Raw genomic sequence first — 14,151 nt, forward strand, 5'->3', positions numbered from 1 at the left:
GCATTTAATATAGAGTCAGCTAGAATGTTTGCTATTTATACTTCAGTTTTTAAACGCGAGCGATGTTCGTTTGCTCATAACAAGCTTGCAATGATTCTTCAATTATTGTTAAACCTTCTTCAAGTTGCTCATCTGTAATAACTAAAGGCATTAACACACGGATAACATTTCCATACGTTCCTGCTGATAATAAAAGTAACCCACGCTTATTTGCTTCTGCACATAGATTAGCCGTTAACGTTTTGTCAGGTGCTTTCGTCTTACGATCTTGAACGACCTCAAATGCACACATTGCTCCTAACCCACGCACATCACCGATGCAATGATATTTATTTTTCATCTCTTCGAATCGGTTCATTACGACTTTTCCTAATTCTATCGCTCTATCATTTAATTTCTCATTTTCTATTACATCGAGAACAGCTAATGCAGCTGCACATCCTAATGGACTTCCTGCATACGTTCCACCAAGTTCACCTGGTGCAGATTCATTCATAATTTCTTTACGTCCAATGACACCACTTATCGGTACACCAGCCCCTAATGATTTAGACACTGTAATTAAATCTGGAACGACATCATAGTGATCAATTGCAAAATATTTTCCTGTACGACTAAAGCCTGTTTGTATTTCATCCGCTACAAATAAGATGCCGTTCTCTGAACAAATGCGGCGTACTTCTTGAACAAATTTCTTACTTGGGACGATAAATCCACCTTCCCCTTGAACAGGTTCCATTACAACAGCTGCAATTGTTTCTGGTGCTACTTCCGATATGAAGAAGTTCTTAAACTCTTCAATAATAAAATCATCATACTGCTCTTCCGTTAATCCCTCTGGGCGACGATATTCGTATGGAAATGGCGCTTTATATACTTCTGGAGCAAAGGGACCAAACCCAAATTTATATGGCTTCACTTTACTTGTCATCGTCATTGTCATTAATGTACGACCGTGGAAACCTTTAGAAAATGCGATAATACCAGGTCTCTTCGTATATTTACGAGCGATTTTCACCGCGTTCTCAACTGCTTCTGCACCACTATTTAAAAATAGGACTTGCTTATCGAAACTTCCTGGTGCCAATGCCGCAAGCTTTTCTGCTAATTCAATATATGGCTCATACATCATGACATTAAATCCAGTATGAATGTATTGATCGACTTGTTTATGGAGCGCTTCTTTAACCGTTGGATGACAATGCCCTACGTTAATTGTCCCGATTGCTCCTGCAAAATCAATGTACTGATTGTCATCAACATCTGTTACAAGAGCACCATTTGCAGATTGTACAAACGTTGGGATGCCGTTACTTACTCCTTTTGGTACTATATTTTGACGGCGTTCTAATAAAGATGACGCTTTCGGTCCTGGAATTTGTTCATTTACTTTAGCAAATTTTTTTGTGTTCATTGCGTACCCCATCCTTTTCTTTACATTGTTTTCTCTTCTTATTGCAAAATATATGCCAACTTTCCTTTCTAGCATTTATCCTATATTCTTTGTATCCAGGCATAAAAAATAAGTCTATAAAGACTCATTAAGAGTCTTTATAGACTTATTTTCCTTACACATTAGACTTTTCTTTCTCCCAGAAAAACTCACCCGATTGAGAAATAAACTCTCCAACAGAATCTAACACTAAATCAGCAAGTGGTTCTAATGTTGGACGGTCTCCCGTACCAGATAGCACCCCAATTGCATAGCAATCACCACCATTTTTAGCTAAATGTAAATCAGTTGGCGTATCTCCAACAACCGCAACCTCACATGATTCTAAATTAAATTTCTCACAAAACACTTCTATAATCTTTTTATCTGGTTTTTGCGCAAGGAATGTATCCGAGGCTATAATATAATCAAAAAAGTTCTCCAACTTATATTGTTTTAAAAATAATTCTGTTGGTGCGAAATCATCCGCCGTGACAACCCCTAATATAAATCCTTTATCTTTTAATGCCTGTAACACTTTCGGTAAATCTGCTGTCATTTTCATATGCGAACGATGCTCATACATAAGGGAAAATAACTTCTCACTTACCCAATGATACATCTCTTCTTCTCTAGCAGACTCAATATAATTACAAAGCCCCTTCGCTACATCAAGGCTTGTTCCAGCAGCTATTGCACTCCTCGGATTAACAAATGCTCCCTCTACACCAATCTCTTCTAATAAGGTCTGCCCTATTGTACTTGGTAAATGATATAAACTTATACATTCAGCTACAAGTTCTTCAGCTACTTTTATCCAAATTGAATGAAAATCCATTAATGTCCCATCTTTATCAAATAGTATTGCTTTTACCTTCTCCATAGCATCCTACCTCTCGTTTCTTATCTCCTCCAGTGTATCAATAAAATATGGATGTAAAATAAAAGAATTGTAAAAATACCATAAAAATCAAACTAACTCCCAATTTACAATTCATTTTAACAAAGTAAAAAAGGATGCCTTTACAAGGCATCCTCTTGATGTTCAGGAACAAATAGTTCTAAACAATGATATATATTTTCAAATTCCATCGGTGCATCTCCACCATACTCACCATCTAAATTAATCATTAGTTTATCTGGTGAATGTACTTTAATTCGGTTCGCTTGTGTATATAACACTTTTGGATTATTAATATGTTCACCACGTTGTGCTTGTGTTGCTGCTTTAATTAAATCAGCGATAGAACCTTTTTTCAGTACTAATAGGTCAAATAACCCATCGTTAATAGATGCATACGGTGCTACCTTTTCAAATCCACCTACTGAACGAGTATTCGTAATTAAAAACATCGTAATTTCTTCTTGTAGTAACTTTCCATCATACTCAATTTCAACATATGTCGGATGCAATGATGGTAACATCTCGATACCTTTTAGGTAATAAGCAAGTTGTCCTAATACTGTCTTTAACTTACTCGGTACTTCGTATGTTAATTCTGTAATACGACCGCCACCAGCGATGTTAATAAAATATGTATCGTTCGCTCTACCGAGGTCTAATGGCACTGTTTTTCCTTCGCAAATAATATCTGCTGCCTCTTCAATAGAACGAGGTACACCAATCGCACGTGCAAAGTCATTTGTCGTTCCAACTGGAATAATTCCAAATTTCGGGCGGAATTCATGTCCAACTAAACCGTTTACTACTTCATTTAATGTACCGTCGCCACCAGCGGCAATAACAACATCAAACTTACGATCCGCAGCTTGCCTCGCCGCCACAGTAGCGTCTCCAGGACCCGTTGTCGCATGACAAGATGTCTCATAGCCAGCTTGTTCTAATTTTTGTAATACTTCTGGTAAGCTCTTCTTAAATAGCTCACGCCCAGAAGTAGGATTATAAATAATTCTTGCTCGCTTCATCATTTATTAGCACAGGAAATTTCTTTATGCATCGAAAAAGAACATACCGAACTTCTATTCAGTATTCCCATGCCTACCTCCTCTCATCTTGCTATCCTTCTTTTATCCCGCTCAAACAGGCAGTAAGAACCCGATTCGTGTAGTCCATCAAAAGTAAATATTCATTTCAATGGTTTTGTTTTATTTGACCAAAAAATTTATCCCGCTATTTGTGGGCAGTAAATGCCCGATTGGTGTGGGCTAATAATCAGCTTTGGATGAACCTCCCACTGATTAAAGTTTCACTTTATTTCTATCCATTCTTCCATAAAAATTTACATATAACGAATAATAACTATCTATTATTTCATGAGATGAAAAAAAACCTCTATGTTTAGATTTATCATTATTCCCACCTTTTTGCAACTATCATACCATAGTTGCTATACAAACATTTTTCCACTTTTGACAGTTAATCAAACGTTTGTTTAAACGATTTTGTCTCATTTAAACAAACGTTTGATTAACCTAGAAAAACACCCATGTACGGGTGTTTTTCTGCTTAATCTTTAAAAGTCACTACTATTATCGCTTATTAATCTCTTCAAGTAAGATTTTGTTAACAAGCGGTGGATTTGCTTGTCCTTTTGTAGCTTTCATAATTTGACCAACTAAGAACCCAATTGCACGGTCTTTACCGTTTTTAAAGTCTTCGATAGATTGCCCATTATTATCAAGAATTTCTGTTACAACTTTACGAAGTGTACCCTCGTCAGAAATTTGAACAAGACCTTTCGCTTTAACGATTTCTTCTGGGTCTCCACCTTTTTCGATTAATTCATTAAATACTTTCTTCGCAATTTTAGAAGAAATTGTACCTTTTTCAATTAATTGAACCATTTTAGATAAACCAGCAGGCGTTAATGCAACGTCTTTTAATTCTTTTTGTTGTTTGTTTAAGTATGCAAGTACTTCACCCATTAACCAGTTCGATGTTAATTTCGCATCAGCACCGTCTGCAACAGTCGCTTCAAAGAAATCAGACATTTCTTTCGTTAATGTTAATACGTGTGCATCATAAGCTGGTAAGCCAATTTCTGCAACGTAGCGAGCTTTACGCGCATCTGGAAGTTCTGGAATAGAAGCTCGAACTGCTTCTTTCCACTCATCGTCGATGTAAAGTTCAACTAAGTCTGGCTCCGGGAAGTAACGGTAATCGTCAGATCCTTCTTTCACACGCATTAAGATTGTTTTCTTCGTTGCTTCATCATAACGACGTGTTTCTTGTTGGATGATACCACCAGATAACAGTTCTTTTTCTTGGCGCACTTGCTCGTGCTCAAGACCTTTTTGTACGTAAGTGAATGAGTTTAAGTTTTTCAGTTCCGCTTTTGTACCAAACTTCTCTTGTCCAACTGGACGAAGAGAAATGTTCGCATCACAACGCAGAGAACCTTCTTCCATCTTACAATCAGATACACCAGTATATTGAATGATTGATTTTAACTTCTCTAAGTATGCATATGCTTCTTCTGGCGTACGCATATCTGGCTCAGATACGATCTCGATTAAAGGCATACCTTGACGGTTGTAGTCTACTAATGAACCATCAGCTGTATGCGTTGATTTACCAGCATCTTCTTCTAAATGAAGACGTGTAATACCGATACGTTTCTTTTTACCGTCTACTTCGATTTCAATCCAACCATTTTCACCAATTGGCTTATCAAATTGAGAAATTTGGTAAGCTTTCGGATTATCTGGATAGAAATAGTTTTTACGGTCGAACTTCGTTTCCGTTGCGATCTCACAGTTTAATGCCATTGCAGCTTTCATTGCAAAGTTAACTGCTTCTTTATTTAAAGTAGGAAGTACCCCTGGGTATCCTAAGTCAATTACACTTGTTTGTGTATTTGGCTCCGCTCCGAATTCTGTTGGACTCGCAGAGAAAATTTTCGAATTTGTTTTTAACTCAACGTGAACCTCTAAACCAATAATTGTTTCTAAATTCATCTATGCTCGCCTCCTTACAGACTTGCTTTTTTTGTATGATAGTCTGTTGCTTGCTCAAACGCATGTGCAACGCGGTAAATTGTCGCTTCATCGAAGTGTTTACCAATGATTTGTAGACCAAGTGGCATGTTGTTAGCACCGAATCCACATGGAACTGAAATCGCTGGAACACCCGCTAAGTTTACTGGGATTGTTAAAATGTCATTTGCATACATTGTCATTGGGTCGTCAACTTTTTCTCCAACTTTAAATGCCGGAGTTGGTGTTGTTGGTCCAATAATAACATCATAGTTAGCAAATACATTTTCAAAGTCATTTTTAATTAATGTACGTACTTGTTGTGCTTTTTTGTAATATGCATCATAGTAACCAGAGCTAAGGGCAAATGTACCAAGCATAATACGACGTTTAACTTCATCACCGAAACCTTCACTACGTGTGTTTTTGTAAAGATCTAATAAGTTATTTACATTATCAGAACGAACACCGTAACGCACGCCATCAAAGCGTGAAAGGTTAGCAGATGCTTCAGAAGAAGATAATAAGTAATACGTTGCTAGAGCGTATTTAGAGTGCGGAAGAGATACTTCCTCCCAAGTTGCGCCCATACCTTCTAATACTTTTAAAGCAGCTAGTACTGACTCACGAGCTTCTTCGCCAACACCTTCGCCTAAGTATTCTTTCGGTACAGCAATGCGTAAACCTTTAACATCGCCTGTTAAACCAGCTAAATAGTTTCCAACTTCAACATTTGCAGAAGTTGCATCCATGCGGTCAATACCTGAAATAGCTTGTAATAAGTATGCATTGTCTTCTACTGTACGTGTAATCGGTCCGATTTGGTCAAGTGAAGATGCGAATGCTACTAATCCGTAACGAGATACGCGTCCGTAAGTTGGTTTTAAACCTACAACACCGCAATATGCAGCCGGCTGACGGATAGAACCACCCGTATCAGAACCTAGAGAGAATAGTACTTCTCCCGCTGCTACAGCTGCTGCAGAACCACCACTAGATCCGCCCGGAACGTAATCTAAGTTCCATGGGTTTTTCGTAGCGTAGAATCCTGAGTTTTCATTTGAAGAACCCATTGCAAACTCGTCCATGTTTAATTTACCGATTGTAATCGTGTCAGCAGCTTTTAGCTTTTGCACAACTGTCGCATCATAAATTGGATCGAAGTTTGCTAACATTTTACTCGCACAAGTTGTACGAAGACCGTTAGTTACAATGTTATCTTTTACACCAATTGGCATACCGAATAATAAACCATTATCTTCAGCGCCGATTTTTGCATCTAATTCTTTCGCTTTTGCGCGTGCATTTTCTTCATCTAATGTAAGAAAAGCTTTTACGTTATCTTCAACATCCGCAATACGTTTGTAAGATTCTTCTACTAAATCCGTAACGGAAATTTCTTTGTTGTTTAATTTCTTATGTAACTCTGATACTGAATGATCAAATAATGACATCGAAATTCCCCTCCTCTATTCTAATACTGCTGGAACACGGATTTGATTATCTTTGTGATCCGGTGCATTTTTTAATACTTCTTCGACTGGTAAACCTTTTTCTGGTACATCTTCACGCATAACATTTTTCATAGTTAATACATGAGTTGTTGGTTTTACATCTGTTGTATCTAATTCATTTAACTGTTCTGCAAATGTAACAATTGCATCTAGTTGTTTTTGAAATTTTTCAGCTTCTTGATCAGTAATTGCAAGACGTGCTAAATGTGCTACGTGCTTTACATTCTCAACGGAAATTCTTGACACGGCTAGGCCACCTCCATAATATATCGTTCAATCTACAATACTATTGATGATACCAAATTTTCAGTACTTCAAGCAAGTCAACACACGGCACTTACGCCATTTTTACATAAAAAAAGAAAGGCAAATGCCTTTCTTTACAATTTACTCTTTATCTAACGGTTTATTTTTCGGAAATCTCTCGTTATCTTCTTCATTATCACGAATTGTTTTTTGTAACACAAAACAAGACATCGTTAAAAATAGTGTTCCAATTAAATAGTATCCTTTTACACTAAGCGTTTCATCTAACGTATAAATCCCAATTAGCATACCTGAAAGCGCACAAACAAATGAAGTCCATGCTAAAAATGTGAACGCTTGCGTATTACGTCTTCTCATCGTTCTCCCCCTCGTTAGCTGTATACCCATTATAGATAAGTATATTTACCATGATGGATTTTTATGTAAATTCTAGTTTTATATTTATAAATCTATCATAAAAGAATACTATTTTAAAGGTAGTTTTCTTTTTAATCTGAAAAATCAATTAAAAACATTGACAATTATTTCTATTCTACATAAAATAAAAATAAATATTACGAACCTCGAAATATACGGGAGTGGAATTAATTGTTGCAATATGAACATTTTTTAGACTTACTGCTAGATAACGCCAAGAAACTTTTCTATCCTGAAGAATGGGTAAGCCTAGATTTAACACTTTCTAAAACAGAAGTATTTTGTTTACTTTGGATGGAGCGAAATACAGATATTACAATGACAAAAATTGCTGACCTTCTTGATATACCGATGAGTACAACGACAGGTGTTGTAAATCGCCTCGTAAAAAAGGGATATATTGAAAGGTACCGTGATGAAAACGACCGACGCATTGTATTAATTCGTTTAACAGAAAACGGCGTAATGCTCGTCCAAGAAGTAAAACAAAATGCAGCCCATTACTTTAACCTAGTGACAGAAGCATTATCAGAAGAAGAAAAAGCATTCTTACTACAAATCTTCCAAAAGATCATGAATCACATCGCTACGTCACAGCAAAAAACAGAAGAAAAGGTTTCTACACCTAAAATGAAAAACATTCCGATTGAATAAAACCCTAGTTGGGTTTTTATTCAATATTTTATTTCGATACTCGTAATATTCGACACTCGAAACAAAGGGGATAGAATAATGAGAATTATTTTGTATACAGGTAAAGGCGGCGTAGGAAAAACTAGCATTTCAGCAGCAACAGCGCTTCAAAGCGCAAAACAAGGATTAAAAACATTAGTAATGAGTACAGATCCTGCTCATAGTTTAGGAGATTCATTTGGTATAAAGCTATCTTCTGAGCCATTAGAAATTCGTGAAAATTTGTGGGCACAAGAAATTAATACGATTTATGAGATGGAAAAAGGCTGGGGGAAATTACAGAAATATATTACGCTACTCTTCACTTCCAAAGCAGCTGATGATATTACAACAGAAGAGTTAACGATGTTTCCTGGTATGGAAGATTTAATTAGCTTACTTCGCGTACTCGATTATTATAAACAAAACACATATGATGTTATTATCATTGATTGTGCTCCAACAGGAGAAACATTAGCAATGCTCAGCTTTCCAGACATGCTCAGCTGGTGGATGGAAAAACTCTTTCCTATTAAAAGAAAAGTTTTAAAAGTTGTTCGCCCTGTAGCTCAACCACTTCTTGGTGTTCCTCTTCCAACCGATGATATTATGGACGAATTAACGAATACACTTGAACAGCTCGGAGAAATGAGAGATATTTTATCAAACCGAGAAATAACAAGTATCCGCATCGTTGTAAATCCCGAAAAAATGGTCATTAAAGAAGCTCAGCGTAGCTTTACTTATTTAAATTTATACGATTATAACGTAGATGCCATTATGATTAACCGCGTCATCCCTAACACTGTCACCGATCCTTATTTTCAAGCATGGAAAGATACTCAAAAAAAATATAAAACATTAATTCAAGATAGTTTTCAGCCGCTTCCTATTTACGAAGCTCCAATGTTTGAACAAGAAGTTGTTGGTTTACCTATGTTAGAGCGTGTAGGAGATGCTTTATTTAAAACTGATCATTGTCCTACTGAAGTGAAATTTAACGGCCGCACACAATATGTAAAAAAAGATGGCGATGATTATATTTTCATTCTTTCTATTCCCTTCTCAAATAAAAGTGAACTTTCATTAAATCAAAAAGGTGATGAACTTATTATTCGAGCCGGTTCTGTTAAACGGAACATCACGTTACCCAAAACATTAACACACCTTTCTATTCAAGGAGCAAAATTTGAAGAAGATGTACTAAATATTCGCTTTGGAGGTGTAGTACATGCATGAGGAATTACTACGAAGGGTAATTCTTACAAAAGTAAAAGTCGGGATGCATATATTAGAAGAGCTACCTAATCCAATCCAGCAATCAGCTAAGCAAATATTAAATATTTTACAAGAGGAACTAGCTGCTTATCCGAAAGAACGAGAGCATCATGATGTTAATTTAAAAAATATCATAATTGAATAACTATCTCTGTATAGAGGGCCTTTTTTAGGCTTTCTATACTTTATTGGAGTGATGTAAGTTGATGAAAAAGCATTCCACTACTATACTCTGGATCATTCCCTTATTATTTTTCATTCATAACCTTGAAGAAGCTTTCCAAATGCCACAATATCTTGCTAATCAATTTTCAATCCGTATTATAACTAGCCAACAATTCTTCATTGCCATTTCCGTATTAACAATCTTTGTATTACTTATCGTCTTTCTATATCAACTTAACTTCTTGTCTTCTATATGCTGGATTATTTTTATACAAGGGGCCATCTTCTTTAACTCTGTTCAACATATTATTTTGTTTTTCATTTATCGCTCCTATAACCCCGGCGTAATATCAGCATTTTTCATTACTCTCTTTTCTATTTTCTTTTTTTTATCAAAAAAACACTTAATTCATCAAAAGCAATTCGTAATTACACTCCTTTTCAGCTTATTTTCTTATCCCATTATAATTTGGATTACCTTACTGTTCGCTATCTACTTTCATTCATAAAAAAAGACCAGGAAAACTCCTGGTCCATTACTCTACTTAACAAACATTGGATTCTACGTTATACAAAATTGGAAGGTACAGAATTAGGGTTCGTTTGTTAAGTAGATTATATGTTGAACGAACTAACAGCGGAGGGGTTCCTTCTGTTAGTCCATTAAACCCAATCATTATTTTACGATTTTTTCAAGCTCCTCAAGTGAAAGGTCAACTGAAATTGAACCATCATTTGTTTCTTTCTTAATTGCATCTGTTACTTCTTTTGAATGATATAATTCAATTACTTTTTTCAGTGTTGGATCATCTTTATCTTTCGTACGAGCTGCGAAAATATTAATATAAGGCTTCGCATTTTCATTCTTTGGATCTTCTAAGAAAATAGGATCCTTAGCTGGATCTAATCCAGCTTGACCAGCAACACCGTTATTAATAACTGAAGCTGCTACATCTTTTAATACACGAGGTGTTTGCTGTGCGATAACCGGCGTGATTTTTAATTTCTTCGGATTTTCAGCAATGCCGCTTGGATCTCCAAATAAGCCAAAATCTTTTTTAAGCTTTAATAATCCAGCTGCATCAAGAAGTTTTAATGCACGTGCTTGGTTCGTTGGATCGTTTGGAATTGCAATTTCTGAACCATCTGGGATTTCATTTGCTTTCTTATATTTTTCAGAGTATAAACCCATTGGTGCAATTTGCGTTGTACCAACAGCTGTAATATCTAACTTATGCTCTTTTTTAAATTGCTCTAAGAAAGCAATATGCTGGAATGAGTTTAATTCAATATCTCCATCAGCTAACGCTTTATTTGGCGTTGTGTAATCAGAGAACTCAATCAGTTTAACTTTAATCCCTTCTTTTTCAGCTTTTTTCTTCAAAATTTCCCAAGCGTCTCCATCCGTTCCAGTTACACCGACGCGAACTACTTTTTCTTTCGCTCCTGCACCCGTGTCTCCACTTGAGCAGCCGCTTAATGCTGAGATTCCTACAATCGCTGATAATGCAAATGCTAAAATTTTCTTCATTTTCTTTTCCTCTCTTCCTTTTTATGATCTGCGTAACAAGACTTTCGCAAAGTAGTTTCCTAAATTTTGAGCTATCTGTACGAGAATAATAAGTAACACGACCGTTACGAACATAACCGATGTATCAAAACGTTGATAACCATATGTCATTGCCAAGTCACCAAGACCGCCACCACCGACAAGCCCAGCAACTGCAGAAAATTCAATTAAACCAACTGTCATAAACGTGACACCTAAGATTAATGGTGCTAACGCTTCTGGTACAAGGATTTCAAAAACGATTCTAATTGGCGAGGCGCCCATTGCTTGCGCTGCTTCAATTACTCCTTTCGGAACGGAAACAAGATTTGTTTCAACCATTCTAGCAATACCAATTGATGCGACTAACGTCATCGGGAAAATTGCCGCTGCTGTTCCAATCGTCGTTCCAATAACGCTTCTTGTTAGTGGGCTTAAAGCTACTAAAAAGATAATGAATGGTACCGGACGAATTGTATTAATTATGATGTTAAGAATAGAAAAGACCCATTTATTTTCTAAAAAGTTTCCTTTTCTCGTTACATATAAAAGTAAACCTAGAGGTATACCCAGAATTGTAGCGAATATAAGTGTTACAATTACCATTAAGAGGGTATCTCCCGTCGCATCTAGTATGCGCGGCCAAAATATACTCCAATCAACTCGCATGAGCTTCTACCTCCTTCAGCTGCACTTGCAGTCTTAGATGTTGTAATGCTTTTTGAATTTCCCTCTGCTCACCTTGCAATTCTACAAGCAGATTTCCAAATAGCACATTTTGAAGTTCAATAATATTTCCGTACAGTACATTTACATCAACGTTATAGTTTTTTGCGATATATGATAGTACCGGCTGTCCTGTCTCCTCACCAGTAAATGTTAGACGATAAATTTGACCACCATTTTGAATTTTCGCTAGAACACTTTCTGGTAAATGATCATTAATAACAGAACGTACAAAGTTTTGAGTCGTCTTTGTTTTTGGTTGCGTGAAAACATCAAACAGTTTTCCTTCTTCAATAACTTTTCCCTTCTCCATTACAGCTACACGGTGACAAATTTCTTTCACAACATGCATTTCATGTGTAATAAGAAGAATTGTTAAATTGTATTCTCGATTTACTTTCTTTAATAAGTTTAGAATTTCTGTCGTCGTTTCTGGATCTAAGGCTGATGTTGCCTCATCACATATAAGAATATCTGGCGATGTCGCAAGTGCTCTAGCAATACCAACACGCTGCTTTTGTCCCCCTGATAGCTGTTCTGGATAATAGTTTGCTTTATCTTCTAACCCTACAAACCTCAGCAGTTCATTCACTCGTTCCTTTATCTCGTTCTTTGGCAATTTCGCTAACTTTAATGGATAAGCAATATTCCCAAACACTGTTCTTGAATTAAATAAATTAAAGCTTTGAAAAATCATTCCGATTCTTTGTCTTAGTTTGCGTAATTCTTTCGTCGATAATGATGTAATATCTTTATCATCTATTGAAATCGTTCCTGCCGTCGGTCTCTCTAACATATTTACTAAGCGTAATAATGTACTCTTTCCAGCTCCACTAAAACCGATAATGCCAAAAATTTCGCCTTTCTCAACTGATAATGTTACATCCTCCACCGCATGAACAAATTGCCCAGCTGATTCATACACTTTACTTACATTTTTAAAAGAAATCATTTTTCCCCCTCCTATATGCTGTAAAAACTTAAAGTAGAGCTTTCGAGGTAAAATAAAAAGTGCCCTCCTTCTTATCAACCATAAAGATAAGAAGGAGAGCACTTATATGTACTCGTTCACATCTTCTCATCTTCCAAGCCTTTATATGGCTTGCTGGAGTTAGCACGGTATTAAAAAACCCGTTGCTGAGGTATCGTAGGGCCAGTCCCTCCACCTCTCTGGATAAGAATGTATCGATTTAATTGTCGTTTAATTAATTCTCATTATAGAACTCAGAATAATAAGAGTCAATACATTTTTTAGAAAAATATTAATTATTCCTTTATTAAAATTTTCAGATGAATATTCATCTGAAAAATAGTAACTTTCAAGGTTATTTAAAATTCTTCTTCCTCATATTTTTAAACAGGAGAATCCTCTCTACAAATTGAATAAATTTATTTGAATATGAAACTCGGAGGAAGATAAATATATGAAAACAGCTCTTTTACTCGTCGATATTCAAAACGATTATTTTCCAAATGGAAAGATGGAATTGCGTAATCCAGTAGAAGCAAGCGAATATACTAATCAGTTATTACAACACTTTAGAACAAACAGCGAACCTATTTTTCATATCCAACACGTAGCTATAAAAGATGACGCTACTTTTTTCCTACCTAATACAGAAGGTGTACATATTCATGAAAGCGTACGTCCACTTAGAGAAGAAACAGTTATAGTCAAACATTATCCAAATAGCTTCCGAGAAACTAATCTTCTAGAGCAATTAAAACGTTTAAATATTGAACATGTCGTTGTATGCGGGATGATGACTCATATGTGTATCGATGCAACAGTAAGGGCTGCATTCGATTTTGGCTTTCAATGTACCGTTATACATGACGCTTGTGCTACAAAAGACCTTTCTTTTAAGAACGCTACTATACCAGCTGTTTATATTCACAATACAATTTTAGCTAGTTTAAATGGCGTATATGCAAATGTAATAAGCACGCAAGAATTTTTAGCTACATAAAAAAACACTCCTTTCAGTGAGCAAAACTGAAAGGAGTGTTCCTTGTCGAACCATAGATTTTCTTTCAAATTGTATTATACAGGAAATTCTCAAAATGAATACTAAAAAATATGACTAATAAGTCAACTTTTCTCATCATTTTATTTCTGTTCACATGTTTATCACGCTATTAATAGGTTTTAGCTCATTCCCTTCGAACGATGGTAATATATAGGATTTCAATTT

14 protein-coding genes, 1 pseudogene and 1 riboswitch are annotated in these 14,151 nt (G+C 35.9%); of the genes and pseudogenes, 5 read left to right on the forward strand and 10 right to left on the reverse strand.

Annotated features, from left to right (window positions below; translation table 11 throughout):
- Nucleotides 1-49: 49 nt before the first annotated feature.
- From gabT to CN409_RS10095, 7 genes are all read right to left on the reverse strand, one after another.
- Entirely contained in the window at nucleotides 50-1,414 is a 1,365-nt protein-coding gene (gene gabT, locus CN409_RS10065) for a 4-aminobutyrate--2-oxoglutarate transaminase (RefSeq protein WP_097980826.1), read from the reverse strand.
- A 154-nt stretch (nucleotides 1,415-1,568) separates the two neighbouring features.
- Nucleotides 1,569-2,315 carry an HAD family hydrolase gene (locus CN409_RS10070; protein WP_097980827.1) on the reverse strand — a complete coding sequence of 249 codons (747 nt, stop codon included), beginning with the start codon at nucleotides 2,313-2,315 and terminating at the stop codon, nucleotides 1,569-1,571.
- Nucleotides 2,316-2,455: 140 nt separating this feature from the next.
- Nucleotides 2,456-3,361 (reverse strand): diacylglycerol kinase, encoded by a 906-nt coding sequence (locus CN409_RS10075; protein WP_000977679.1) that lies wholly within the window; start codon nucleotides 3,359-3,361, stop codon nucleotides 2,456-2,458.
- A gap of 561 nt (nucleotides 3,362-3,922) precedes the next feature.
- Entirely contained in the window at nucleotides 3,923-5,350 is a 1,428-nt protein-coding gene (gene gatB, locus CN409_RS10080) for an Asp-tRNA(Asn)/Glu-tRNA(Gln) amidotransferase subunit GatB (protein WP_001047684.1), read from the reverse strand.
- Nucleotides 5,351-5,364: 14 nt separating this feature from the next.
- Entirely contained in the window at nucleotides 5,365-6,822 is a 1,458-nt protein-coding gene (gene gatA / locus CN409_RS10085; protein WP_000051441.1) for an Asp-tRNA(Asn)/Glu-tRNA(Gln) amidotransferase subunit GatA, read from the reverse strand.
- A gap of 15 nt (nucleotides 6,823-6,837) precedes the next feature.
- The gene (gene gatC / locus CN409_RS10090) at nucleotides 6,838-7,128 is read right to left on the reverse strand and encodes an Asp-tRNA(Asn)/Glu-tRNA(Gln) amidotransferase subunit GatC (RefSeq protein WP_000086999.1); all 291 of its coding nucleotides are present in this window, start codon (nucleotides 7,126-7,128) and stop codon (nucleotides 6,838-6,840) included.
- 141 nt (nucleotides 7,129-7,269) lie between these two features.
- Nucleotides 7,270-7,506, reverse strand: a complete 237-nt coding sequence (locus CN409_RS10095; protein ID WP_001254393.1) for a YiaA/YiaB family inner membrane protein — start codon at nucleotides 7,504-7,506, stop codon at nucleotides 7,270-7,272.
- Between the two features lie 231 nt (nucleotides 7,507-7,737).
- Between CN409_RS10095 and CN409_RS10100 the strand changes: the two genes are divergently transcribed.
- From CN409_RS10100 to CN409_RS10115, 4 genes are all read left to right on the forward strand, one after another.
- Nucleotides 7,738-8,220, forward strand: a complete 483-nt coding sequence (locus CN409_RS10100) for a MarR family winged helix-turn-helix transcriptional regulator (protein ID WP_000942477.1) — start codon at nucleotides 7,738-7,740, stop codon at nucleotides 8,218-8,220.
- 75 nt (nucleotides 8,221-8,295) lie between these two features.
- On the forward strand, nucleotides 8,296-9,477 hold the full coding sequence (locus CN409_RS10105) for an ArsA family ATPase (RefSeq protein WP_079997070.1): 1,182 nt from the start codon (nucleotides 8,296-8,298) through the stop codon (nucleotides 9,475-9,477).
- On the forward strand, nucleotides 9,470-9,661 hold the full coding sequence (locus CN409_RS10110) for a DUF3926 domain-containing protein (protein ID WP_000544101.1): 192 nt from the start codon (nucleotides 9,470-9,472) through the stop codon (nucleotides 9,659-9,661). The genes CN409_RS10105 and CN409_RS10110 overlap by 8 nt, the downstream gene beginning before the upstream one ends.
- Before the next feature lie 61 nt (nucleotides 9,662-9,722).
- Complete coding sequence (locus tag CN409_RS10115; protein WP_002083648.1) at nucleotides 9,723-10,190, forward strand: HXXEE domain-containing protein; 468 nt, start codon at nucleotides 9,723-9,725, stop codon at nucleotides 10,188-10,190.
- A 167-nt stretch (nucleotides 10,191-10,357) separates the two neighbouring features.
- Here CN409_RS10115 and CN409_RS10120 read toward each other — a convergent pair whose 3' ends face one another.
- From CN409_RS10120 to CN409_RS10130, 3 genes are read right to left on the reverse strand one after another with little or no spacing between them, the layout of a single operon-like run.
- Nucleotides 10,358-11,212 (reverse strand): MetQ/NlpA family ABC transporter substrate-binding protein, encoded by an 855-nt coding sequence (locus CN409_RS10120; RefSeq protein WP_000721588.1) that lies wholly within the window; start codon nucleotides 11,210-11,212, stop codon nucleotides 10,358-10,360.
- 21 nt (nucleotides 11,213-11,233) lie between these two features.
- Nucleotides 11,234-11,899, reverse strand: a complete 666-nt coding sequence (locus CN409_RS10125; protein ID WP_001261865.1) for a methionine ABC transporter permease — start codon at nucleotides 11,897-11,899, stop codon at nucleotides 11,234-11,236.
- Nucleotides 11,889-12,908, reverse strand: a complete 1,020-nt coding sequence (locus tag CN409_RS10130; protein WP_097980828.1) for a methionine ABC transporter ATP-binding protein — start codon at nucleotides 12,906-12,908, stop codon at nucleotides 11,889-11,891. Before CN409_RS10130 ends, CN409_RS10125 begins: the two co-directional genes overlap by 11 nt.
- A gap of 123 nt (nucleotides 12,909-13,031) precedes the next feature.
- A riboswitch (SAM riboswitch) is annotated at nucleotides 13,032-13,137 on the reverse strand.
- Between the two features lie 243 nt (nucleotides 13,138-13,380).
- On the opposite strand from CN409_RS10130, the pseudogene CN409_RS10135 reads away from it, so the two are divergent.
- Nucleotides 13,381-13,946 (forward strand): annotated as a pseudogene (locus CN409_RS10135) (cysteine hydrolase family protein).
- Nucleotides 13,947-14,151 lie beyond the last annotated feature (205 nt).

Source organism: Bacillus sp. AFS012607 (genome assembly GCF_002558005.1).
In the GTDB taxonomy this organism is placed as follows: Bacteria; Bacillota; Bacilli; order Bacillales; family Bacillaceae_G; genus Bacillus_A; species Bacillus_A thuringiensis_S.